General features: G+C 62.3%; 26 protein-coding genes and 1 pseudogene. 9 read left to right on the forward strand and 18 right to left on the reverse strand.

All coding sequences use genetic code 11. The features are described from left to right. Nucleotides 1-553, forward strand: a 553-nt coding sequence (locus tag P8Y64_07670; protein MEJ2060350.1) for a methyltransferase domain-containing protein, incomplete at its 5' end; no start/stop codon positions are given. A 37-nt stretch (nt 554-590) separates the two neighbouring features. Beyond that, nucleotides 591-1025, forward strand: coding sequence for a hypothetical protein (locus P8Y64_07675; GenBank protein MEJ2060351.1), 435 nt, complete (start codon nt 591-593; stop codon nt 1023-1025). A gap of 11 nt (nt 1026-1036) precedes the next feature. Here P8Y64_07675 and P8Y64_07680 read toward each other — a convergent pair whose 3' ends face one another. Together P8Y64_07680 and P8Y64_07685 are read right to left on the reverse strand one after the other, a co-directional pair. After that, nucleotides 1037-1411 (reverse strand): nuclear transport factor 2 family protein, encoded by a 375-nt coding sequence (locus P8Y64_07680; GenBank protein MEJ2060352.1) that lies wholly within the window; start codon nt 1409-1411, stop codon nt 1037-1039. A 58-nt stretch (nt 1412-1469) separates the two neighbouring features. After that, the gene (locus P8Y64_07685; protein ID MEJ2060353.1) at nt 1470-1889 is read right to left on the reverse strand and encodes an SRPBCC family protein; all 420 of its coding nucleotides are present in this window, start codon (nt 1887-1889) and stop codon (nt 1470-1472) included. Nucleotides 1890-1990: 101 nt separating this feature from the next. Between P8Y64_07685 and P8Y64_07690 the strand changes: the two genes are divergently transcribed. Then, nucleotides 1991-2437: a helix-turn-helix domain-containing protein gene (locus tag P8Y64_07690; GenBank protein MEJ2060354.1), complete on the forward strand. Its 447-nt coding sequence runs from the start codon at nt 1991-1993 to the stop codon at nt 2435-2437. A gap of 87 nt (nt 2438-2524) precedes the next feature. On the opposite strand, the gene P8Y64_07695 is transcribed toward P8Y64_07690, so the two are convergent. From P8Y64_07695 to P8Y64_07705, 3 genes are all read right to left on the reverse strand, one after another. Continuing rightward, nucleotides 2525-2947, reverse strand: coding sequence for a GFA family protein (locus P8Y64_07695; protein MEJ2060355.1), 423 nt, complete (start codon nt 2945-2947; stop codon nt 2525-2527). Nucleotides 2948-2992: 45 nt separating this feature from the next. Beyond that, complete coding sequence (locus P8Y64_07700) at nt 2993-3490, reverse strand: GNAT family N-acetyltransferase (GenBank protein ID MEJ2060356.1); 498 nt, start codon at nt 3488-3490, stop codon at nt 2993-2995. Between the two features lie 61 nt (nt 3491-3551). After that, nucleotides 3552-3905, reverse strand: a complete 354-nt coding sequence (locus P8Y64_07705; protein ID MEJ2060357.1) for a diacylglycerol kinase — start codon at nt 3903-3905, stop codon at nt 3552-3554. 346 nt (nt 3906-4251) lie between these two features. Between P8Y64_07705 and P8Y64_07710 the strand changes: the two genes are divergently transcribed. Next, a complete protein-coding gene (locus P8Y64_07710; protein MEJ2060358.1) occupies nt 4252-7185 on the forward strand; it encodes an EAL domain-containing protein in 2934 nt (977 codons plus the stop codon). Between the two features lie 171 nt (nt 7186-7356). Here the strand turns inward: P8Y64_07710 and P8Y64_07715 are convergent, their stop codons facing one another. Continuing rightward, nucleotides 7357-7539, reverse strand: a complete 183-nt coding sequence (locus P8Y64_07715; GenBank protein MEJ2060359.1) for a hypothetical protein — start codon at nt 7537-7539, stop codon at nt 7357-7359. Nucleotides 7540-7636: 97 nt separating this feature from the next. On the opposite strand from P8Y64_07715, the gene P8Y64_07720 reads away from it, so the two are divergent. The 4 genes from P8Y64_07720 to P8Y64_07735 all read left to right on the forward strand — a co-directional run bounded on the left by P8Y64_07720 (nt 7637) and on the right by P8Y64_07735 (nt 9864). Continuing rightward, complete coding sequence (locus P8Y64_07720) at nt 7637-8029, forward strand: carboxymuconolactone decarboxylase family protein (GenBank protein MEJ2060360.1); 393 nt, start codon at nt 7637-7639, stop codon at nt 8027-8029. 327 nt (nt 8030-8356) lie between these two features. Next, nucleotides 8357-8944, forward strand: a complete 588-nt coding sequence (locus tag P8Y64_07725; GenBank protein ID MEJ2060361.1) for an acetate uptake transporter — start codon at nt 8357-8359, stop codon at nt 8942-8944. Nucleotides 8945-9142: 198 nt separating this feature from the next. Continuing rightward, nucleotides 9143-9559 carry a hypothetical protein gene (locus tag P8Y64_07730; protein MEJ2060362.1) on the forward strand — a complete coding sequence of 139 codons (417 nt, stop codon included), beginning with the start codon at nt 9143-9145 and terminating at the stop codon, nt 9557-9559. Nucleotides 9560-9624: 65 nt separating this feature from the next. Beyond that, nucleotides 9625-9864 carry a CDGSH iron-sulfur domain-containing protein gene (locus P8Y64_07735; GenBank protein MEJ2060363.1) on the forward strand — a complete coding sequence of 80 codons (240 nt, stop codon included), beginning with the start codon at nt 9625-9627 and terminating at the stop codon, nt 9862-9864. 18 nt (nt 9865-9882) lie between these two features. On the opposite strand, the gene P8Y64_07740 is transcribed toward P8Y64_07735, so the two are convergent. The 12 genes from P8Y64_07740 to ppa all read right to left on the reverse strand — a co-directional run bounded on the left by P8Y64_07740 (nt 9883) and on the right by ppa (nt 20983). Beyond that, nucleotides 9883-10398, reverse strand: coding sequence for a hypothetical protein (locus P8Y64_07740; GenBank protein ID MEJ2060364.1), 516 nt, complete (start codon nt 10396-10398; stop codon nt 9883-9885). A gap of 25 nt (nt 10399-10423) precedes the next feature. Beyond that, nucleotides 10424-10858 carry a hypothetical protein gene (locus tag P8Y64_07745; GenBank protein MEJ2060365.1) on the reverse strand — a complete coding sequence of 145 codons (435 nt, stop codon included), beginning with the start codon at nt 10856-10858 and terminating at the stop codon, nt 10424-10426. A 24-nt stretch (nt 10859-10882) separates the two neighbouring features. Then, on the reverse strand, nt 10883-11083 hold the full coding sequence (locus tag P8Y64_07750; protein MEJ2060366.1) for a DUF2905 domain-containing protein: 201 nt from the start codon (nt 11081-11083) through the stop codon (nt 10883-10885). Between the two features lie 27 nt (nt 11084-11110). After that, a complete protein-coding gene (locus P8Y64_07755; protein ID MEJ2060367.1) occupies nt 11111-12118 on the reverse strand; it encodes a quinone-dependent dihydroorotate dehydrogenase in 1008 nt (335 codons plus the stop codon). Between the two features lie 796 nt (nt 12119-12914). After that, nucleotides 12915-13184 (reverse strand): DUF493 domain-containing protein, encoded by a 270-nt coding sequence (locus P8Y64_07760; GenBank protein MEJ2060368.1) that lies wholly within the window; start codon nt 13182-13184, stop codon nt 12915-12917. After that, a complete protein-coding gene (locus P8Y64_07765; protein MEJ2060369.1) occupies nt 13177-14040 on the reverse strand; it encodes a D-amino acid aminotransferase in 864 nt (287 codons plus the stop codon). The genes P8Y64_07760 and P8Y64_07765 overlap by 8 nt, the downstream gene beginning before the upstream one ends. Nucleotides 14041-14143: 103 nt before the next feature. Continuing rightward, nucleotides 14144-15277: a D-alanyl-D-alanine carboxypeptidase gene (locus tag P8Y64_07770; GenBank protein ID MEJ2060370.1), complete on the reverse strand. Its 1134-nt coding sequence runs from the start codon at nt 15275-15277 to the stop codon at nt 14144-14146. 97 nt (nt 15278-15374) lie between these two features. Beyond that, entirely contained in the window at nt 15375-16172 is a 798-nt protein-coding gene (locus P8Y64_07775; protein ID MEJ2060371.1) for a septal ring lytic transglycosylase RlpA family protein, read from the reverse strand. Continuing rightward, the gene (gene mltB / locus P8Y64_07780; GenBank protein MEJ2060372.1) at nt 16169-17215 is read right to left on the reverse strand and encodes a lytic murein transglycosylase B; all 1047 of its coding nucleotides are present in this window, start codon (nt 17213-17215) and stop codon (nt 16169-16171) included. The genes P8Y64_07775 and mltB overlap by 4 nt, the downstream gene beginning before the upstream one ends. Before the next feature lie 21 nt (nt 17216-17236). Further along, nucleotides 17237-18352, reverse strand: coding sequence for a rod shape-determining protein RodA (gene rodA, locus P8Y64_07785; protein ID MEJ2060373.1), 1116 nt, complete (start codon nt 18350-18352; stop codon nt 17237-17239). Next, entirely contained in the window at nt 18342-20387 is a 2046-nt protein-coding gene (gene mrdA, locus P8Y64_07790) for a penicillin-binding protein 2 (GenBank protein MEJ2060374.1), read from the reverse strand. The genes rodA and mrdA overlap by 11 nt, the downstream gene beginning before the upstream one ends. 59 nt (nt 20388-20446) lie before the next feature. Beyond that, a complete protein-coding gene (gene ppa / locus P8Y64_07795) occupies nt 20447-20983 on the reverse strand; it encodes an inorganic diphosphatase (protein ID MEJ2060375.1) in 537 nt (178 codons plus the stop codon). A 238-nt stretch (nt 20984-21221) separates the two neighbouring features. Between ppa and P8Y64_07800 the strand changes: the two are divergent. Further along, nucleotides 21222-21866 (forward strand): annotated as a pseudogene (locus tag P8Y64_07800) (adenylate kinase). Nucleotides 21867-22225 lie beyond the last annotated feature (359 nt).

Genomic DNA, 22225 nt, shown 5'->3' on the forward strand with positions numbered 1-22225 from the left:
TCCCAGTCCCGTCTGGCTGCGCTGGCTGGTCGAGTTGGACAACCCGTTTACCAAGACCATCCGTGCGGCGGTCATCCTCGAGCACCTGGGCCTTGAGCCGGGCATGACGGTGCTGGACGCCGGTTGCGGACCGGGGCGGCTCACCCTCCCGCTTGCACGCGGGATCGGCAACCAGGGCAAGGTGGTGGCCATGGACATCCAGCAAGGCATGCTGCGCCGCACACGGGAGAAGGCAGAGGCTTCGAACCTGACCAATATCGAATACCTGGAGGCTGGCATCGGCGAGGGACGCCTGGAAGCGGATCGTTTCGACGTGGCGCTGCTGGTGACGGTACTGGGCGAGATCCCCGACCGGGAGACCGCACTGGAGGAGATTTACCGGTCGCTCAAACACGGCGGCCTGCTGTCCATCACCGAGATCATCTTCGATCCGCATTTTCAGCCGCGCGGCACGATCACCCGGCTGGCCACGGATGCCGGGTTCAAGGAAAAGGCGTTTTACGGCAACCGCATCGCCTATACACTGCATCTGGAAAAACCCGCCAACGGGTAACGTACAAACCGGATCGGAACTGCCTCACGGTAACCGCATGAGAGACGCCACTTACGACCTTTACCTTCAGCTCATCACCAAGCTGCTCACCTTCGGCATGCTGGCGTTCTTCACCCTGTTTGCCCTGGGCATGATGTTCGGCTTCATGCCGGACATCTCGGGGCCGCAGCCGGTGCGGCTGTTCTACCTCATCTGGCTCGGCATCGCGGCGTGGCTGTGGTACTGGCTGCTGACGACGCCATACAGGATCGTGGTGTCGGGCGGTCGGGTCGAGTTCGTTTCCGTATTGCGGCGGCGCCGGCTTTTCCCGACGGACATTCACTCCATCAAACCCATATCCAACCAGTACGGGTTCTTAAACGTGAGGACCGCGCACGGCACGTTCCGCATGCTGAACCAGTTTGACGGGTTTCACCGCTTTCTGACCGACCTCGAGACCACCAACCCGAGAGTGGAACTGCGCGGCTGTTAGCCGCCGTCTGTTCAGGCGTTGTAATTGGCAACCACCCGGATGACTTTTCCGGCCTCATTCAACTCCATGAACTCGGCGGTCATGGTTCGACGCTGGTCCACGTATTTCTGGTTCAAGTAGTAAAGAACGACGCTGGAAAGACCCCACAGCGTATCGACGAGTTCGAAGTTGAGATCAGGGTGCACCTCAAGTCCCCTTTTGAAGTACGCGCGCAGCGCATCCTTGCCTATTACCGTACCGGAAGGGTCGTTCAATACACTGATGACCACGGGCGACGTCAGAGTGACCTCATCTGCATAGTGGGTCATGATTTCATCCAGATTGTGCGCATTCCACGCCTGGATCCAATGCGCAGCCAGCGCCCGAGCGCCATCTTCATTGAGCATATCAATCTCCTTGCCGCCTCCCTGGGGAGGCATATTGATTGGGTGCGACGCCGCCCGCTCAGGCTTCGGCGCGCGCCTTGAGACCGTTGGCCTCCAGATTGAGATAGCGCTGGGTGACCTTGCCGCTCAGGAATCCGAACAGGCCGCCGAGCATGCCGGTAAACGCCAGCTTCAATGTGAGCTGGCAACCCTCCTGAACCGGCGTCAGCCAGTGCTCCGCCACGACGACGGCCCCAGGCGCCGCGGACTCCCACGCAAAACAGGAATGCGGCTCCCATTGAGTGACCTTCCATACGGCGGGGCGTAGTTTGGGCTGGATAATGCGGACCTGGGAGCCGGTCGTGAGCGGCAGGTCCGTCAGGGGTTCAATGCTTGAAATCGAAGGCGTCCACTCGGCCCAACGTTCCACATCGGCGAGTATTTCCCAGACGCGTTCTACCGGCGCATGAATCGCTTTCGTTACACTGAAATTCCTCATTGTCTCAATGTCCTCATCGTTTCTTCTTTTTGTAGGCATCCATACGGAATCATCCATGTTGAGCTTTACGATTCTTATCGCTCCGGCAATAATATGTCAATATGGTTGACCATAATAAGACACGTCGCGAGCGCGAGCTGAACGATGCCCTGGAGGCCATCCATTTCGGTTTTCGCACCCTCATATCCAGACAGGACGAAAAGCTGGAAAGCCTCGGCTATTCGCGGATTCACCACCGCATCCTTTATTTCATCGGCCGCAACCCCAACTGCAGCATTAATGAACTGCTGGACATCATGCGGGTCACCAAGCAATACCTGCACCGCCCGCTGCAGCGCCTGATTCAGGACAAATACGTACAGGCCGGCATTGATCCAACAGACCGCCGGGTAAAACGCGTTACGCTGACAAAACCCGGCACTGCATTGGAGGACGAGCTGAGCGGCCATCAACGCCGGAGATTTGAAAAGGTATTTAAAAAAGCCGGCCCCGGAGCAGAAGCCGGCTGGCGGAAGGTCATGATGATGCTGGCCGACTCGGATGAGTGAGGGCCGTAGCAGGAGCGGAAACCCGTGCCTTTACGTCACAGGCGGTGTCCGAACGGCATACCGGTTGTCATAACCCAATCAAACGGCTCAAACGACACCCGGCGGATATTCCTTGTATTCCGGAAGATAGGATGCCGGTGTCAGCCATTCAGCGCGCGACGCCCAGAAGATATGGGCCTGTGGGCTTACGCCCGGATCCTCGTCCAGCGATCCGGCCGGAACGGCGATCAGGCCCGTTTCCGGAATCACCCGGGGCAATGGACTGCCACAGTTGCCGCAGAAGCAGGTTGAATAACGCTCGGCCTCCGGCACCTTGAAACGTTGAATCCTGTCCTCGCCGTGCGTCCATTCCACCCGCCCTTCGGACACCATGATATTCGACGTGTATGCCGATCCCGTCGCTTTGCGGCACCGGCTGCAATGACACAGGGTGAACCGCTCGACATTTCCGGTTACCTGATAGCCTACGGCGCCACACAGGCAGCCGCCATTGGATTCAATCGAATTCATACGCGTCCTCTTTTCAAAGTTCTTGTTATAAAAAGACGACCCAAGCTAGTCGCCTTTACTCAGTTTCAAGTGAATGAGCGCAACGGGGTTTCCGGACGGGTCTTCACGTTGGACAACCGCATACGGCTGAAAATTCATGCTGGCATAAAGCAATAACGCCCGCGTGTTCTGATTGAACACGGAGATCCTCACCTCGGGAAGGTCATACTTTTTAAACGCCAGCGTGGCCATATGCTTCACGATGGTCCGCCCGAAGCCTTTGCCACGAAACGTCCGATCGATAACCACATTGCCGATAAACGCCCATTCCTCCGGCCTGACATCGTACAAATTGGCAAACCCGACCACCTGCCCGTCCACGATGGCGACAGTGAACTCCAGCCTTTCCCCGGCCAGCGCCCGAAGTTGACCGGCGGAAAGGGGATATTCGCCATTCGGGTAAACCCAGAACAACTCTTGCGGACTGGGAACCAACTGGATAATGCCATCGAAATCGGCTTCCGTTGCCGGCCGCAATCTCACACCCGAATATTCGATAGTCAAGGTTCATACTCCTTTGCCGTAAACGCCGGAAACCGAAAGCATGCGAATCTGCATTCGCCGATCAACTTAACGTCGAGACCAGTGCCAGCACGCCGACAACCGCCGCACCGATCGCCGCCACCAGCACCATGCCCGCCATCATGTCCTTGGCCAGCCCGATGGCAGGATGCCGTTCGGGGTGCAAGTGATCGAGCACGGCCTCCAGTGCCGAGTTGACCAGTTCGGCGGCCAGTACCAGGACGATGCACAACACAACCAGCGCCCACCAGATCAGTGCGGGTTGCAGCAGCGCGAAGCCAAACAAGACCAGCAGGGCGACGTACACGTGGCGGCGAAAATTCACTTCTGCGCGCCATACATGACGGAGGCCGTTGACGGCGTTTTTCAGCTTGATTCCGAAGGGCTGGTTTTTCATGATTCAGTGGCTCACTGGCAGTTCGTTCCACAACGAAAACTGGGTAAATACATAACCATACCAACAGAAATTGAATATCCTGTCAGGATTTCGTCAATTTTTTCTACAACCCGAGCTGCAGCCTTTTGTAAAGCGCATTTCCAGACTTTATCATCACTATAAAAAAACGGCGGTTTTGTAAGGCGTCCTCCGGATACCACTGGTAAAAAACATTATTTTTTTAGCACCTATGTATTTATGTTCGACTGCTATACTTCTCGCAGGAAGTGACCGTCTCGCCAAGAGGTAACCGGCCCCATTGGCAAAGCTGCCAGATCATGTAACACGGCAAAGGAGCTGCTTGCATATGCCCACTGGTCTCCGTCCCCGCATTCTGCTTCTTGCATTCCTGACGGTGATCCCACTGTTCGCCCTGATTTTCTATAACGGCATCGAACAGAAAAATCATCTCACCCAGCATGCAGAACAAAACCTTCAAAACGCCACACGCATGGCGAATGCGGAGTTGTCGCGTACGGTCACGGTTACGCACGAGATTCTGCTGACGCTGTCCAAGTTGCCGGCAGTACGCAATCCGGCCATGCAGGCCGAGTGCAATCAGTTGTTTTCCAGCTTCATCTCCGACGACCTGCATTTTCTCAACCTTGGTGTCATCGGCACCAACGGCATCACCCGTTGCAGCGGGTTGCCGCTGGACAAGGATATCGATCTGTCCGACCGTTTTTACTTCAGGCGCGCCATGACCACGCATGAGTTCGCTTCGGGCAATTATCAAATCGGCCGGATCACCGGCAAGCCGAGCATCAACTTCGCCTACCCCGTACAGGATTCGAAGGGGCGCATCCTGAGCGTGATCTTCGCCGCCATGGACCTGCGCTGGCTGGGCAGCATGGTCGCCCGGCTGCCTCAGATCGAGGACACCACGGTCAACCTCATCGACAGCCACGGCATCCTGCTTGCGCGCTATCCGCCAGACCCCGCCCGTACCGGCAAGCCGTTGAACGACCCGGCCTTGCTGTCGGTTCTGGAGGCAGGCTCAGGCAGCGGCAAGCTCGTCACCCGTGGCAAGGATGGGGTAAAGCGCTTTTATACCTATTCGATGCTCAAGGACCTGCCGTCCGGACGGCTTTATCTCACCCTCGGCATCCCCACCGACAAACTGTACGCACCCGTACGCGCGCAGGTGGAACGCAACCTGACCATCATTTCCATTCTGTTCCTGCTGATCTTCGCGCTGGCATGGTGGGGCAGCAAGACGCTGATCCTGCAGCCGGTGCAGGCGTTGCGCTCGGCGGCCGACCGGCTCAGCCGCGGCAGCCTCAGCGCCCGCACGGGACTCGACCATACGCCCTCGGAGCTGGGCCAGCTCGCCCGCAGCTTTGACCACATGGCGGATGAGCTGGAACAGCGTGAAATCGAACTGCAACGCGTCAACCGCGCCCTGAAGACACTGAGCAGCGGCAACCGGACCTTGCTGCGCGGCAGAGACGAGCTGAGCCTTCTGCAGACCATGTGCCGCATCCCGGTCGATGTCGGCGGCTTCTGTTTCGCCTGGGTGGGCTACAAGGAGGATCACACCAGCAAGCGCATCCGGCCGATGGCTAAATCCGGCCCCGACGAAGGTTTTCTGGAGCAGTCGTTCTTCACCTGGGCGGATACGCCTGAGGGGCACGGCCCCAGCGGCACGGCCATCCGCACCGGCCGGCCGCAGGTGGCGAACGATCTTGCCACCAATCCTGTCTACGAGGCCTGGCACGCCACGGTGAGCCGCTACGGCATGGGCTCGATGATCGCCATGCCGCTCCACGTCGGCGAGGAGGTCATCGGCGTCTTCAGCGTGTATGCCGAAGAGCCCGATGCATTCGCGACGCGCGAGGCGGAGCTGCTGATGGAGATGGCGGACGACCTCGCCTTCGGCATCGAAAACCTGCGGTTGCAGGCCAAGCACCGGCAGGCGGATGCGGCCCTGCAGCAGATGGCCTATCAGGATCAGCTCACCGGCCTGCCCAACCGGGTCGGCCTGCTCGATCAGCTGAAGGAGGAAATCAGCCGGGCGGAAATTTTTCAGCAGCCGCTGGCATTGCTCGTGCTGGACCTCAACCGCTTCCGTGAGGTCAATGACATTCTCGGCTTCGAGCCGGGCGACGCCATGCTGCAGGCCGTCGCGCCGCGAATCCGGCAGGTCGTCAACGGGGACAGCACGATCGCGCGCATAGGCGAGGATGAATTCGCGGTGATCGCCCCCAACTGCGACGCGCAGATGGCCGAAGGCATCGGCACCGCCATCCGGGAAACGCTGATGCCGCCGCTGGCCTTGAACGAACTGCAGCTGGACATGCAGGCCAGCATCGGTATCGCGCTGTATCCGGGACACAGCAGCGAAGCCGAGGAACTGGTCCGCTATGCCACGCATGCGGTGACCCAGGCCAAATCGGGGGGCAACGAGGTGGCCGTTTATGCGGCTGAATCACGCGAGGAAAACCGCCGCCGCCTGATGCTCAGCCATCAACTCAACAACGCCATCCGCGGCAACGAGCTTCAGTTGTATTGCCAGCCCAAGATCGATCTCAAGCGGCGCCAGGTCTGCGGCACCGAGGCGCTGACCCGCTGGACCCATCCGGTGCACGGCGCGGTCGCGCCGTGCGAATTCGTTCCCGTCGCCGAGCATACGGGGCTGATCAAACCGTTGACGTACTGGGTGCTGGAGACGGCGGTGAAGCAGCATCGCCTCTGGAACCAGGAACACGGACTGTCCCTGCCGATCGCCATCAATCTCTCCGCGCACAATCTCAAGGACAAAACCCTGATCAAGCGCATCGAGACGTTGCTGCAAACCTGGGGTATCGAACCGGAACAGCTGCACCTGGAACTCACCGAAAGCGCGCTGATGGAAAACCCCGCTCATGCCCTGGGGGTGCTTACCACGCTGCACAACATGGGGCTTGCCCTGTACATCGACGATTTCGGCACCGGCTATTCCAGCCTGGGCTATTTGCAGAAACTGCCCGTGGACGCCATCAAGATCGACAAATCCTTTGTGCAGGCAATGCCGCAGAGCAATGATTCCGAGGTGATCGTGACGTCGACCATCGAGCTGGCGCACAGCCTGGGGCTGCAAGTGGTGGCGGAAGGGGTCGAGGACCAGCAGACCCTGGAGCGGCTGGAACAAATGGGCTGCGATGCGGCCCAGGGATATCACATCAGTCGCCCGATGGACGCCGGCACGTTCAGCGACTGGCTGAATCAGTCGCCGTGGAAACCGACGGCGGTTGCCGGGTAACCGGCACGCCGCATGTCACTCTGGCGAAACCCGCGCGTAGTATCATAAGCCGGTATTCAGCCCTGTCCGGACGAACACCGAACCGCACCCGCGGGGACGGGAACAGGCGACGGCGACCTATCGCGCCGTCACCCGTTTCCGGTCGTCAGGCGGGCATTTCCTGACCTGTACTCAGGCGGCTTCCTGCCGCGGATGGGCGAGCATGCCGTCCGCTTCTTCACGGCGCTGAAACGGTCCGAAGACACGCCCGTCGCGCTCGCAGAACCAGCCGGACGGGATGGCATCGTTCAACGCCGAAACGAAGAACACCTTACCGGCCTCGAAACGGGCCTTTTCCTGGGTGGAGCTGTACATGGCTTTAACCTCCCTGCACTTCTTCATGAGTACAGACTAACGCGCCATGCTGAAACACAGCTTAAACACATCACGTTAATTCACAGGAGGGTTATGTATGGAATCCGACCGTTATCAACGCGGCTGGGAAATGCTCAAGGAGATCGACGGCGAGGCCGGCGAAAAGGTGATCGAGGCGCTGAAGGACATCGCTCCCGATCTCGGCCGCTACGTCATCGAGTTTCCCTTCGGCGACGTTTACTCGCGCGGCGTGCTGTCGCTCAAGGAACGCGAGATCGCGACCGTTTCCGCGCTCGCCGCACTGGGCAACGCCCGGCCCCAGCTCAAGGTGCATATCCACGGCGCCCTGAACGTCGGCTGCACGCGGCAGGAGATCGTGGAGATCATGATCCAGATGGCGGTGTACGCCGGTTTTCCGGCCTCGCTCAACGGCATGTTCGCGGCCGGTGAGGTGTTTGCCGAACACGATGCGGAAGGAAAGGAAAACTGACATCCCGCACCGGGACGACGATTATTCTTCTTTGCGCAGCGCCGCGATTGCGCATCGTGCAAACGAAACAATCATCGCGTGTCGCGGCAGTCCAAGCAGCTTTAGCTAATAAACTGTTTTACCTTCGTCGGGCCGATTTGGCGGTGGGCGAGTTGTTCGATTTATGCCAATATCCCGCCTTGCTGGGGGAGAAGTCATCCGGGGGACCAGGGAGCTTCGGCCCGCACACCGGCCCAGCGCGATGACCTCTATACAACGGGCATGCGTATCGTTATCTGCCCTGTACTGACACTACAAAGTCGACATCTACATAACTAGGAGAGAGAAATGTCCGAACAGAACATCATCAGCATTTCCGACAACACTGCCAATCCGGCGCCGCTGGGCCTGATGGCCTTCGGCATGACCACGGTGCTGCTCAATCTGCACAACGCCGGTTTCATCGCCCTGGATACGATGATCCTCTCCATGGGCATTTTCTACGGCGGCGTGGCCCAGGTCATCGCCGGCGCCATGGAGTGGAAAAAGAAGAACACCTTCGGCACCGTGGCCTTCAGTTCCTACGGCCTGTTCTGGCTGACCCTGGTGGCCCTGATCGTGATGCCCAAGATGAACGTCGGCGTCGCCGCGCCCGCCGCCAAGGACATGGCCGCCTATCTGATCATGTGGGGCATCTTCACCGCCATCATGTTCGTCCCCACCGTCAAGATTAACCGCGCCCTGCAGGTGGTGTTTGCCACGCTGACCATCCTGTTCTTCCTGCTGGCCGCCGCTGAGCTTACCGGCAGCAAGACCATCGGCACGATCGCCGGCTACGAGGGCATTCTGTGCGGCGCATCCGCCATGTACGCCGCCCTGGCCCAGATCTGGAACGAGGTCTTCGGCCGCGAAGTAGCCCCGCTCGGCACCGCCTGAGCGCCCCCAAGGGCGCCAAGTGCCCGCCACGCCTGGCCCTCCGGCGATGCCGGAGGGCTTTTTTGTGGCCGGTCCGCCACATCACCCGGCGGCCGCCGGATCGCCTGGCTTGCATTTCGGGGTAAAAACCCTTTGGATAGGCGTTCGCACGCCCACTAATTAACCACAGAACAAAAATGGATTAAGGAGGCCACTGCCATGAATGCGACGTTGAGCGGAACAAGGAAGGCACTGCTGGCCGTGATGGGCGACCACACCCGTCTGATTGCGAAAATTCAATCCCGCCTGGAGCGGATGATCGCCGACCATCAGATGGCGCGCTCGGTGTTTCTGGACACCTTCGTGCGCGAGGAACTGTGGGCCCTCACCATGTCGGACAACATCGGACACACCCGGGTCATGGCCTACCACGCCGAACGCGTGAAGCTGCGCTGCCAGGCGAAGGACTTCGAAGGCGACATGATCGACGCCCTGCTGCTGGAGATCGAGGCCATCAAGGACGGCAGCGCCCACGAGGGCCTGTCGGGCTACAACACCATGGCGCCGGTAATCCTCAAACAGGCCTCGGTGGACTTCATTCAGGAGTTCACCCCGCAGGCCCTGATCAAAGACTGAACACCCGGCGGAACACCTGTCCGGCGCGGAGCTCTAATCCTGACCGCCCCTCCTGGAGACCCATCATGCCTGAACCGGTGATCGCACAGCTGGAACCCTACGTCGTCGAACTCGAAGCCGGCAAGGAATACGCCTGGTGCCGCTGCGGACGCAGCAAGAGCCAGCCCTTCTGCGACGGCTCGCACGAGGGCACCGGCTTCGAGCCGGTGATCTTCACCGCCGAGCAAAGCGGCACCGCCTACCTGTGCGGCTGCAAGCACACCGAGGATGCGCCGTTCTGCGACGGCACGCATGAAACGCTCTGACCGGCCGGGTCGGCCGGCTCAATCGCACAATGTGGTGAGCAGGCGGTTGGCCTCGGCGAGCTGATCCTCGCCAACCTCGAGGTCCACGTGCAGGCCGGGGGCATCCCCGGTCCGTAGCGTCTGCACGATGAGCTTCAGGCTGCGTTCCAGCGGAAGCGCGCCGTGCATCACCCCGAGCAGGGGCAACGCCAGCCTGTTCAGTCCTTCCTGCGCCGCGCGCTGCAGCACGGCCGCCAGCGCCTGCTGCAACCAGGCCTCGCGAAAGCTCGGGGACTGATCGAAGTCGTGCAGGATGGCGTACCAGCGCCTGCCTGACACCACCAGCGAGCCGGCCGGGTCGGGCTGCTGCTCGACCAGATCGGTCATCACCCGCATCGGGTGTTCGTCCTCCCCGGGCAGCCTGGCCGGGGCACTCAGCACCCGCCAGGTATCCTCTTCCAGCACGCGCACCGGCGCCGTCGAGCGGGTGACCACACGCAGCGCCACATCTCCGCAGGTGAACACCCGGTCACGCGTTCCCTGGATCAGCTGCATGCCGCGTCTCCCTGCGATGCGGAGCTCAGCCGGACGGCTCCCGCAGCGGCGGCTGATCGACCTTGGCCCGCAGCCAGTTGACGGCTTGCAGCACCTTCGGGCGGGTGATCAGCCAGCGTTCGAAGCGGAACTTGCCAGGGAAGTCGGTGAGCACGACGCCCATGAGGATGGTGACGATCCCCTGCCCCGGCAGCACCAGCATGGCGAGTCCGATCAGGATCAGCACCAGGCCGAGCAGGTTTTTGAGGACCATCAGGGTGAAGTAAAGCGCCGGATGCAGTTTGTGGAAGCGGCTCAGATGCCGACTTTCCTCCGCGAAATAGTCGCGCGGGATCAGCCCCAGCAGGTAAGGCAGGGACACCAGCGAGCCCACGAACATGAGCAGGGAAAGCGCCCCGAGCGTGAGCATGACGCCGGGATGGCCTTCCAGCCACTTCAGGCTTGCCGTCAGGTGTTCCAAGATGACCGGTCCCGTAACGCGTCGTTATTTGCGGAAGAACCACAGGATGAGGCTGAGGATGATACTCACCAGCGCCATCGTGGTCAGCGGAAAATAGAAGCGATAGCCGGGACGCTCGATCAGGATATCGCCGGGCAGCCGGCCGATGGGCAATCGGCTCAACCACGGCCAGAACAGGCCGGCGATGACGATCAGCACCCCGATGATGATCAGCGTGCGTTGCATGACAAAGGTCCTGTCAGTTCCGGACGTTCACGTCGCGCGGCGCAATTCGCGCAGGATCTGCCGGGCCAGCATCGGCCCGCGGTAGATCAACCCTGTATAAACCTGCACCAGACTGGCCCCGGCGCGCAACTTGGCCAGGGCATCCTCGCCCGAGCCGATTCCGCCCACGGCGATGATGGGAATCTCCTCGCCCAGGATGGCGCGGAACTGCTCCAACACAGTGGTGGACAGCGGAAACAGCGGCCGGCCGCTCAACCCGCCCTGCTCCTCGGCGTGGCGCAGCCCCTCCACCCCGGCGCGAGAAAGCGTGGTATTGGTGGCGATCAGGCCGTCGATGCGATGGCGCAGCAGGGCCTCGGCCATTTCCCGGATCTGCCGCTCGTCCAGGTCGGGCGCCACCTTCACCGCCAGGGGCACGTAACGGCCGTGCGTGTCCGCCTGACGGGCCTGCTCCTCCTTCAGCGCGGCGAGCAGGCCGTCCAGGGCCGCTCCTTCCTGCAGGGTACGCAGACCCGGGGTGTTGGGAGAAGAGATATTCACCGCCACGTAGTCGGCCAGCGCATACACCCGGCGCAGGCCGATGAGGTAATCCTCCAGCGCCTGCTCGACGGGGGTATCGCGGTTCTTGCCTATGTTCACGCCGACCACGCCGCGGTAGCGCCGCTTCTCCAGCCGGGCACACAGCTCGCCGAGACCGTGGTTGTTGAACCCCATGCGGTTGATCAGCGCCTCCGCCTCCGGCAGGCGGAACAGGCGCGGCGCGGGATTGCCCGGCTGCGCGACGGGCGTGACCGTGCCCACCTCGATGAAACCGAACCCCAGCTGCCCGAACCCGTCCAGCGCCTCGGCATTCTTGTCCAGACCCGCCGCCAGCCCGACCGGATTGGGGAAATCGAGGCCCATCACCCGCCGCGGCAAGGCCGGCGGCGGCAAGGCCGGCGTCATCGCACCCAGCGCACGCAGCCCGGCGATGGTCAGCGCATGCGACTGCTCCGGGGTGAGCGCGAACAGCAGGGGGCGGATGAGGCGATACATGTGTCGTGTGTGTTGTTAGGGTTTGGGGACCATTCTAAATGTTTGTGGTGTGGTTTCGCGTATTTTGAACCCAATTAGACAGGCTTGGTGATCTTGTTTCGCGCATTCGCTCTGTTAGCGAAACTCGTGGTTTTGTTTCGCACGCTATTGAGCTGAGGTTTCCTTATCTGACGCCTATTGATGCGTGCGAGTCCCTTTCTTTGCCCACACAAAGAAAGGGACAAAAGAAATGTGCCCCCACCGCCTTGGCCCTGCGGGCTACCCTTGCAGCCGCTATCTTGCGACGGGCACGGTTCGACACGACGTCCTGTCGTGACGAACCTCAGCCCGGCATCCATGCCGGGCTGACCCTGCAAGCCAGCGGCTGCTCGGCAAGGCGGAACGGGGGATTTGAGGTGAGGCGTCAGGTGTTAGGAGTAAGGAGGAAAAACGCGTGGTAATAAATGCAGCGTAAATCTCCACCTCACACCTTACGTCTCACTCCTCACCAACCAGCCCCCGTCGGCCGCGCCTGGAACACTCCGCATTGGACTGACTAGGAGCCGCAGGGCGCGTGACGGATCACGCGCGTCTTTCGCAGGCCAGGGAGGGCCTGTCGAAAGACCTCCAGTCAGACCGCGGGGTGTGCAGGATCAGCGCGGGCGTGGGGTGTCGTTTCTTTTGGTTCGTTTTCTTTGGACAAGCAAAGAAAATGAACTCGCGCAGTGCAACAAAGGCTAACTAGAAACACTTAAGTCAGGAATGCGCGAAATAAATCGACAAAGGTTACTAACTGGAAACTCAAAACACTCGCCAATCACAACACCCACTGCGTCAACTCACAGGCGGTCAAATCCTGATACAACGCATCGAGCTGCTCGCGGCTGTAGGCGCGCACGGTGACGGTGAGGGACAGGTAGCGCCCGGTGCGGCTCAAGCGCCGCCCCAGGTCCTTCGCGCCGACTTCCGGTGCGTGGCGCTGCACGATCTCCAGCACCCGCTGTTCGAATTCCGGAATCGCGGCGCCGGCAATCTTGATGGGGAAATCGCAGGGATATTCGATCAGGCTGTCCCGCGAATCAGGCATGCGGATCGTGTCCCTCGCGCAGTCCCGCCTTGTAGTCCTGATAGAGGGCGTACATGCGCGCCCACTGCGGGCCGGGGCGGCCGGTGCCGACCTCGGCGTCGTCCAGACGGGTCACCGGCACCACTTCCTTGGTGGAGCTGGTCATCCAGACCTCTTCGGCGCCGCGCAGGGTCGCCTCGGGAATTTCCGCCTCGCGTACGTCGAAGCCGTTGGCGCGGGCCAGCTCGAGCACCAGGTCGCGGGTGATGCCGGGCAGCAGCTGCGGGCTCTTGGGCGGGGTGATCAGGGTGCCTTCGTGCACCACGAACAGGTTGCTGGCGGAGCCTTCGGTGGCATGACCGTCGCGCAGCAGGATGGCCTCCATCGCACCCGCCTCGACCGCCTGCTGGCGCATCAGCACGTTGGGCAGCAGGGTGATGGCCTTGATGTCGCAGCGCCCCCAGCGGTAGTCCTGCAGGGTGACGGTCGCGATGCCGTTTTGCAGGATGTCGTCGGACAGTGGCATCAGGGGATTGGTCATGGCGAACACGGTGGGCCGGATGTCGGCCGGAAAGGCGTGGTCGCGCTTGGCCACGCCACGGGTGACCTGAAGGTAGACGCTGAGGTCGCCGCCGTCGTTCTCGGCCACCAGCCGCCCCAGCACGTCCTGCCAGCCGGCGGCATCGTGCGGGTTGGGAATGCGCAAGGCCTCCAGGCTGCGCGCCAGACGGGCGAGGTGTTCGGGCAGGCGGAACATGTGCCCGCCGTAGGCCGGCACCACCTCGTACACGCCGTCGCCAAAAATGAAACCCCGGTCGAGCACGGGCACGCAGGCCTGCTCGAGCGGCATGAATTCGCCGTTCAGATAGACGCTCACGATGATTTTCCAGTCGCGAAGTTGATTGTTTTTGTGATCCTAACAGCAAACCGGCCCGGACATGGGCGTCCGGGCCGGAAGCACAATGCAGCGCGGCGCCCGCTTAGTGGAACAGCCGCAGCACCATGTCGGTTACGCGCCGCACGATGCCGCCTTCGGGCACTTCCTTGAGGGCGACCAGCGGGACGGACTTCACCGGCTTGCCGTCCAGCGAGATCTTCACGTCGCCCATCTTCTGGCCCTTCTTGACCGGCGCCTGCACCTCGGTATTCACGTCCATGCTGGCCTTGAGCGCATTGTAGGAGCCGCGCGGGATGGTCACGAACAGGGGCTTGGTCAGGCCGAGCGCCACCTTTTCCTGCGAGCCTTCCCAGACGCGCGCCTCGGTGAGCGGCTGATCGGCGCCGTAGAGCTTGTGGGTCGCGTAGAACCGATAGCCCCAGTTGAGCAGCGCATAGCTGTCGTCGGCGCGCGCGTCCTCGCTGGGGGTGCCGAGCACCACCGAGATCAGGCGCATGCCGTCGCGCTTGGCGGAGCCGACCAGGCAGTAACCGGCGGACTCGGTGTGGCCGGTCTTCACGCCGTCGACGCTGGGGTCGCGCCACAGCAGGCGGTTGCGGTTGTACTGCTTGATGTTGTTGTAGGTGTACTCCTTGATCGACTCCAGCTTGTAGTACTGCGGGAAGTCGTGGATCAGGTGCCGGGTCAGCACGGCGATGTCGCGCGCCGTGGTGTAGTGCTTGGGATTGGGCAGGCCGGTGGGATCGGCGTAATGGGTGCCGGTCAGCCCCATCGCCTTGGCCTCGGCGTTCATCAGGTCGACGAAGGCGCCCTCGGTGCCCGCCACGTGCTGGGCGATGGCCATGGCGGCGTCGTTGCCGGACTGGATCAGCATGCCGTGCAGCAGGGCGTCCAGTTTCACCTTGGTGCCGACCTCGACGAACATGCGCGAGCCGGGCTGGCGCCAGGCCTTTTTGCTGATCGTCACCTCGTCGTTGAGGCTGACGCGGCCCGCCTGGATCGACTTGTACAGCACGTAGGCCGTCATGATCTTGGTGATGCTGGCCGGCTCGACACGCTTGTCGGCGTTCTTCTCGGCCAGGATCTTGCCGCTGTTGGCATCCATGAGGATGTAGCTGGAGGCCTTGAAGCTGGGCGGCGCCGGAATCGGCATGGCCGCGGCGAAAGACGGGGTGACAACGAAAAACAGTACAAGAAACAACCAGATACGACGCATGAAAGGCTAACCTCTGAAAGGTTGGATTACTACAACGGCAGGCATTGTAGCCCCACTTCGCGAACTTTGACCAACCGGGCACGGCCGGCTTCCGGGCTTAGTCCTCAATCACGATACGAAAGTTCTGCACGCCGACGTTTTCCAGGCGATTGGCGGCCTGGTCGGCGACGCCCACGCTGGCCAGCGGCCCCAGCCTGACGCGGTAGACCCAGCCGTGATTGCTGTTGCCGGGCTGAATGACGACGGGGCCGATGCGGTAGCGCTGCATGCGGGCCTGCAGCCCCTCGGCATTCTGACGGCTGCTGAAGGCACCCAGCTGGATGTAGATCTGCGGATTCTCGGCATGGGCGAGCCGCGGTGAGGTGGAAGGCGCCGGCCGGCTGGGATTGCGGGGGTCGATGGCGGAGATATCGACCAGCCCCGTGCCCTCGCGCACGATGTCCAGCTTCTTGGCCGCCGCGTAGGAGAGGTCGATGATCCGGTTGGCCACGAACGGGCCGCGATCGTTGACGCGCACGATCACCGAGCGCCCGTTGCGCAGGTTGGTCACCCGCACGTAGCTGGGAATCGGCAGGGTGCGGTGCGCCGCCGTCATGGCGTACATGTTGTAGCGCTCGCCGCTGGAGGTGAGGCGGCCCTGGAACTTGGGCCCGTACCAGGAGGCGATGCCCTTTTCGTCGTAGCCGGCGGCGGTCTTGAGCACGTAGTAGCGGCGGCCGTGCACGACGTAGGAGCTGGGATTGCCCTTGGCGCTGAGCGGCTCCACCCGCGGCACGGCATTGGGCACGTTGGAAACATCGACGTCCGGAATGCTGGGCGTGCTGGAACAACCCGCCAGCGCGGCCAGCAAACCGATCAGCCCAACCCCCAGGGGCAGCCGTAACGCGATCCTCACCCCTGATTGCCCTCCGGCTTCTTGTTCGAGTCCTTGTGCGCCTGCTGGTACTGCTCCTTGATGGCCTCGGCGAGCTGATACACGGCCATGGCGTACAGCTTGCTGTGGTTGTAGCGCGTGATCACGTAGAAGTTCTTGGTGCCGATCCAGTACTCCGGCACCATCTGGCCCTCCAGCGCGAACAGGCTGACATCCCCTTTGAAATCAAAGGGTTTTGTCGGATGAGCGCCCTGCTGCTCGAGCCGGGAAAGACTGATGCTGGGCTTGACGCCGGAATCCAGCAGGGCCTGATAGTTGCTGACATTGCCGTCGAGATTGGCGGGCACCGCCACCGGCATGCCCTGCTCCCAGCCGTGGCGCTTGAAGTAATTGGCCACGCTGCCGATGGCGTCCGCCGAGCTGTGCCAGAGGTCGCGCTTGCCGTCGGTGTCGAAATCCACCGCGTATTCGCGGTAGCTGCTGGGCATGAACTGTCCGCGCCCCATGGCCCCCGCATAGGACCCCTTGGGTGTCAGCGGGTCAATATGCTCCTCGCGCGTCAGCACCAGATACTGGGCCAGCTGGCGGCGGAAGAATGCGGCCCGCGGCGGGTAGTCGAAGCTCAGCGTCACCAGGGTGTCGAAGACCGGGAAGCCGCCCATGCGCCGGCCGTAAAAGCTCTCAACGCCGATGATGGCGACGATGATCTCCGGCGGGACACCGTACAGCTGGCTGGCTTCCTGCAGGGTCGTGGCATTCTGATCCCAGAACGTCACGCCCTGATCGATGCGCCGGCTGGTCAGGAAGATGGGACGGTAGTCGTACCAGGGCTTGGCCTCGGCCGGGCTGGCGATGGCGCTGAGCACCCGGGTCTGCTCCTTGGCCTGGGCGAACAGCCGGTCCAGATCGTCGCGGGAAAAGTCGTACTCCTTCACCATCTTGTCGATGAAGGTCCGCACGTCGGGCTGGTCGAGGTAGTTGTTGCGCTGCACGTAGCCGTGCGTGGATACCTCCGCACAACCGGTCCCCGCTAACAAGCTCAGGACAGGGATCAGTAGGAACAACCAAAGGCGCCTCATGGGCATTCAGCTAGACAGCAGTTTCCGGTGCGTTTGAATGGACATCAGCATACCGAATGCCGCCAGCAGGGTCACCATCGAGGTACCCCCATAGCTGATCAGCGGCAGCGGCACCCCCACCACGGGCAGCAGGCCGGTCACCATGCCGGTGTTGACGAAAAAGTAGACGAAGAAGGTGAGACTGAGGCTGCCGGCCAGGATGCGGGTGTAGGTGTCCTGAGCGTGCATGGCGATGTACAGGCCGCGGAACACGATGGCGAGGTAGAGCGACAGCAGCACGAACTCGCCCATCAGCCCGAACTCCTCGCCGAACACCGAGAAGATGAAGTCGGTGTGGCGTTCCGGGATGAACGCCAGCTGCGACTGGGTACCGTTGAGCCAGCCCTTGCCGTACAGGCCGCCGGAGCCGATCGCGATCTCGGACTGGATGATGTGGTAGCCGGCGCCCAGGGGGTCGCTCTCGGGGTTGAGGAAGGTCAGCACGCGCTGACGCTGGTAGGCGTGCATGAAATGCCACATGACCGGGGCCGCCCCCGCACCCATGGCGCAGGCCAGCAGGATGTAGCGCCAGCCGATGCCCGCCAGGAAGATGGCGAAGAAGCCGGCGCTGCCCACCAGCATGGCGGTACCGAGGTCGGGCTGCTTGGCGATCAGCCCCATCGGGACCAGCACCAGAATCACCGCGATGAGGACCTCGCCCAGGCGCGGCGGCAGCGGCCGCTCCGCGAAATACCAGGCGACCATCATCGGCATGGCGAGCTTCATGATCTCCGCCGGCTGGAAGCGCACGATGCCCAGATCCAGCCAACGCTGCGCCCCCTTGCCCACGTCGCCCACCATCAGCACGACCACCAGCAACACCAGGCCGACGCCGAACACCCAGGGCGTCCATAACCGCAGGTAATGCGGATGGATCTGGGCCATGACGAACATGACCACCAGCGCGGTGAGCAGGCGCATGCCCTGGCGCAGCATCAGCGCCATGTCCTGTCCGCCGGCACTGTAGAGCACGAACATTCCCGCGCCGATCAGCAGCAGCAGGGTGATCAGCAGCGGACTGTCCAGATGCAGGCGCGTGCTCCAGCGCACCATGATCTGGGTCTGGTAGATGTCATTGGCCATTGTCCGATGCCTCCGGGTTCGGGGGTGACGCGGGTGCCGGCGTGGGCGTGGCGGGTTCCGCCGCGGGCGTCGCCGGGTCGGTAGCGGTGCCGCCGTCCTGGGCCGCCTCCTGCACCGCCGGTTTCGGCTTGGGTGGAGGATGGTACTTGAGCGGCGGGCGCAGATCCGACGGCGGAACGGGGTCCAGATCCAGCAGCCAGGCGTCCATCACCTTGCGTGCGATGGGCGCCGCCACCGTACTGCCGTGTCCGGCGTTCTCGGCGATCACGGCAACCGCGATGCGCGGATCGTTGGCCGGCGCGAAGGCGATGAACAGGGAATGGTCGCGCAGCCGGCGCACGATCTTCTTGGCGTCGTATTTTTCGTCTTCCTTGAGGCCGAACACCTGCGCCGTACCGGTCTTGCCGGCGATCAGGAAGCGCGACCCCAGGCCCACGTGCCAGTAGGCCGTACCGTTGGTATGGTCGGTCACGTGCTCCATGGCGGTGATGACGTCGCGCCAGTACGACTGGTGGCGCAGCGTCACCGGTTTTTCGGGCGTGGGAGTGACCGTCACGGTCTTGTGGCTCATCGGGTTCTGCACGGCATGCAGCAGGTGCGGCACGAAGCGCTGCCCCTTCATGGCGATGGTGGCCGCCCCGCTGGCGAGCTGCAGCGGCGTGGTCAGCATGTAACCCTGCCCGATGCCGGTGATGACCGTCTCGCCGGGGAACCACGGCATGTGCTTGGTGCGCCGCTTCCATTCCCTGGACGGCAGCAGGCCGGACAGCTCGCCCGGCTCGTCGATGCCGGTGTCGCGCCCGAAACCGAACTGGGTCAGGAAGTCGTAGATGCGGTCGATGCCCAGGTGATAGGCGAGATCGTAGAAATACACGTCCACCGACTCGGTGATGGCCTTGTCGAGATCGACCAGTCCGTGCCCGCCGCGCTTCCAGTCTCGATACTTGCGCGGATCGCCGGGCAGCGTGTAATAACCGTGGGTCATCATGGTGTAGCCGGGCGTCACCACGCCGTAATGCAGTCCGGCCAGCGCCATGAAGGGTTTGATGGTGGAACCGGGCGGATACTGGCCGGCCAGCGCACGATTGTACAGCGGCCGGTTCTTGTCCGTGCGCAGGGCGTGGTATTCCTTGGAGGAAATCCCGTTCACGAACAGGTTCGGGTTGTAGGTCGGCTCGCTGGCGAGCGCCAGCACCTCGCCGCTGCGCGGATCGATGGCCACCACGGCGCCGTTGAAGCCCTCCTTCTTAAGCGCCTCCTCGGCCACGCGCTGCAGGCGGACGTCCAGGGTCAGGTAGAGATTCTCACCCGGCACCGGCGGCGTGCGGTCCAGCACGCGCACCACGCGGCCCTGCGCGTTGATCTCCACCTTCTGGTAGCCGACCCGGCCGTGCAGCTGGGTTTCGTAGAACTTCTCGATGCCGGTCTTGCCGATGTGGCTGGTGCCGGTGTAGTTGTCGGCATCCACCTTGCGCAGCTCGGCCTCGTCGATGCGCCCCACGTAACCGATGGCGAACACGGCGGTGCCGCCCATGGGGTAGTAACGCTTGAGGCGCGCCTCGATATCCACGCCGGGGAAGCGGTAGCGGTCGACCGCGAAGCGCGCGACCTCTTCCGGGCTCAGGTCGAAACGCAGCGGAATGGACTGGAAGGAACGCGACTGCTTGCGGGCATCGTTGAAATCCTGGATGTCCTCGGGAGTCAGCTTGACGATCTTGGCGAGCCGCTTGAGGGTGTCCTTCATATTGGGCACCTGCTCCGGCGTCACTTCCAGACTGTAGGTGGGCAGGTTTTCGGCCAGCAGCACGCCGTTGCGGTCGTAGATCAGGCCGCGGGGCGGCGGAATCGGGACCAGGCGCACCCGGTTGTTGGTGGAAAGGGTCTTGAAGTGCTCGTAGGAAAAGACCTGCAGGTAGAACAGCCGTCCCACCAGCAACATCATCAGCACGGCCAGGCCGAGCACGGCCACGACCACCCGGGCCGTAAACAGCCGTTGTTCGAGATGGCGATCCTTGATTGCGGGACGGCCGTACATCTCAGCCGCCCGCAGCCGTCAGTGACGCGGCAGACACGCCAGATGCCCGCCGGAAATAATCAGGATTTGCTCGCTTGATAACGCTCAATGCTGGCCTGGATCTCGGAACGGGCGGCATCCAACCCGGCCCACTCTTCGACCTTCACCCACTTACCGGGTTCCAGGGTCTTGTAGTTCTCGAAGAAGTGCTTGATCTGCGCCAGCAGTTCGGGCGGCAGATCCTCGGGGGACTTCACATGGTCGTACAGGGTGTACAGCTTGCTGACCGGCACGGCGATCACCTTGGCGTCACCACCGGCCTCATCGGTCATGTTGAGCATGCCGACCGGGCGGCTGCGGATCACGCAGCCGCTTTGCAGCGGAATCGGGGTCACCACCAGCACATCGACCGGGTCGCCGTCATCCGACAGCGTGTTCGGCACGAAACCGTAGTTGGCGGGGTAAAACATCGCCGTGCGCATGAAACGGTCCACCATCAGGGCGCCGCTGTCCTTGTCCACCTCGTACTTCACGGGCGGGCCATAGGCGGGGATTTCGATAACGACGTTGATGTCGTCGGGCGGATTCTTGCCTGCGGGGATCTTGTCGAGATTCATGCTGATTCCGTAGTTGAGTCGGATTGCGCGGAAATGGCGCGTCATTATACCGGGAAAGCCCCGTTTTTCACCCCTTCGCAGGCATGGGGCGGGGAGCAGCCCGCGAGGTGGGGATAGCATTTTTTCATCCTGCCCCTCACTTCTTATGCCTCATCGATTTGTCACATGCTGCGGGTTGCACCTGAAAAGTGAGGCAGGTATAAGTCCGCACTTCGCAGACATTCAGGGGACTTTCATCATGCGTATCGTTCTTCTCGGCGCGCCCGGCTCAGGCAAAGGCACCCAGGCCAAACTGCTGACCGAGCGTTACGGCATCCCCCAGATTTCCACCGGCGACCTGCTGCGCAGCGCCGTCGCAGCCAACACCCCGCTCGGCCAGCAGGCCAAAGCCGCGATGGACGCCGGCCAGCTGGTGCCGGACGAGATCGTCCTCGGCATGATCCGCGAGCGCCTGGCCAACCCCGACTGCGACAACGGCTTCATTCTCGACGGCTTCCCACGCAACCTGAACCAGGCCGCCAGCCTGGATGAAATGCTCGGACGCCTGGACAAACCCCTGGAGAGCGCCGTCCTGATCGATGTCGATTTCGACATCCTGATGCAGCGCCTGAGCGGCCGGCTGACCTGCCTGTCCTGCGGCGCCGTCTTCAATCGTTACACCTCGCCGCCGCGCCAGGAAGGCATCTGCGACGTCTGCGGCGGACGGCTGCACCACCGCGCCGACGACAACGAGGAAACCATCGCCAACCGCCTGAAGGTCTACGAGGCGCAGACCGCACCGCTGATCGATTACTACCGTGACCAGGGCAAGCTGGCGGAGATCAACGGCCTGGGCGAGATCAAGGGCATCTTCACCCGCCTGTGCCAGATCCTCGAAACCCACATAGAGGCAGCACCTGCCGAGCCGCAGGCCGCACCGGCACCGCCTCCTGCCGCCGAGACCACAGCCGCCGCCGCGGAAGCGGCCCCGGCCAAGAAGGCGGCACCGAAGAAAAAGGCCACCGCTAAAAAGAAGGCCGTGACCAAGAAGAAGTCCGCCGCCAAAAAGAAGGCCGTGACCAAGAAGAAGTCCGCCGCCAAGAAAAAGGCCGCGGTCAAGAAGAAGGCGGCGCCGAAGAAAAAGGTCACCGCCAAAAAGAAGGCCGTGACCAAGAAGAAATCCACCGCCAAGAAAAAGGCCGCGGTCAAGAAGAAGGCGGCGCCGAAGAAAAAGGTCACCGCCAAAAAGAAGGCCGTGACCAA

It is taken from the genome of Gammaproteobacteria bacterium (assembly GCA_037388465.1).
In the GTDB taxonomy this organism is placed as follows: domain Bacteria; phylum Pseudomonadota; class Gammaproteobacteria; order SpSt-1174; family SpSt-1174; genus JARRKE01.

Coding starts and splice junctions, on each gene's coding strand:
- P8Y64_07675 (MEJ2060351.1), top strand. CDS start 591: ATGAGAGACGCCACTTACGACCTTTACCTTCAGCTCATCACCAAGCTG.
- P8Y64_07680 (MEJ2060352.1), bottom strand. CDS start 1,411: ATGCTCAATGAAGATGGCGCTCGGGCGCTGGCTGCGCATTGGATCCAG.
- P8Y64_07685 (MEJ2060353.1), bottom strand. CDS start 1,889: ATGAGGAATTTCAGTGTAACGAAAGCGATTCATGCGCCGGTAGAACGC.
- P8Y64_07690 (MEJ2060354.1), top strand. CDS start 1,991: ATGGTTGACCATAATAAGACACGTCGCGAGCGCGAGCTGAACGATGCC.
- P8Y64_07695 (MEJ2060355.1), bottom strand. CDS start 2,947: ATGAATTCGATTGAATCCAATGGCGGCTGCCTGTGTGGCGCCGTAGGC.
- P8Y64_07705 (MEJ2060357.1), bottom strand. CDS start 3,905: ATGAAAAACCAGCCCTTCGGAATCAAGCTGAAAAACGCCGTCAACGGC.
- P8Y64_07710 (MEJ2060358.1), top strand. CDS start 4,252: ATGCCCACTGGTCTCCGTCCCCGCATTCTGCTTCTTGCATTCCTGACG.
- P8Y64_07715 (MEJ2060359.1), bottom strand. CDS start 7,539: ATGTACAGCTCCACCCAGGAAAAGGCCCGTTTCGAGGCCGGTAAGGTG.
- P8Y64_07720 (MEJ2060360.1), top strand. CDS start 7,637: ATGGAATCCGACCGTTATCAACGCGGCTGGGAAATGCTCAAGGAGATC.
- P8Y64_07725 (MEJ2060361.1), top strand. CDS start 8,357: ATGTCCGAACAGAACATCATCAGCATTTCCGACAACACTGCCAATCCG.
- P8Y64_07730 (MEJ2060362.1), top strand. CDS start 9,143: ATGAATGCGACGTTGAGCGGAACAAGGAAGGCACTGCTGGCCGTGATG.
- P8Y64_07735 (MEJ2060363.1), top strand. CDS start 9,625: ATGCCTGAACCGGTGATCGCACAGCTGGAACCCTACGTCGTCGAACTC.
- P8Y64_07740 (MEJ2060364.1), bottom strand. CDS start 10,398: ATGCAGCTGATCCAGGGAACGCGTGACCGGGTGTTCACCTGCGGAGAT.
- P8Y64_07750 (MEJ2060366.1), bottom strand. CDS start 11,083: ATGCAACGCACGCTGATCATCATCGGGGTGCTGATCGTCATCGCCGGC.
- P8Y64_07755 (MEJ2060367.1), bottom strand. CDS start 12,118: ATGTATCGCCTCATCCGCCCCCTGCTGTTCGCGCTCACCCCGGAGCAG.
- P8Y64_07760 (MEJ2060368.1), bottom strand. CDS start 13,184: ATGCCTGATTCGCGGGACAGCCTGATCGAATATCCCTGCGATTTCCCC.
- P8Y64_07770 (MEJ2060370.1), bottom strand. CDS start 15,277: ATGCGTCGTATCTGGTTGTTTCTTGTACTGTTTTTCGTTGTCACCCCG.
- rodA (MEJ2060373.1), bottom strand. CDS start 18,352: ATGGCCAATGACATCTACCAGACCCAGATCATGGTGCGCTGGAGCACG.
- mrdA (MEJ2060374.1), bottom strand. CDS start 20,387: ATGTACGGCCGTCCCGCAATCAAGGATCGCCATCTCGAACAACGGCTG.
- ppa (MEJ2060375.1), bottom strand. CDS start 20,983: ATGAATCTCGACAAGATCCCCGCAGGCAAGAATCCGCCCGACGACATC.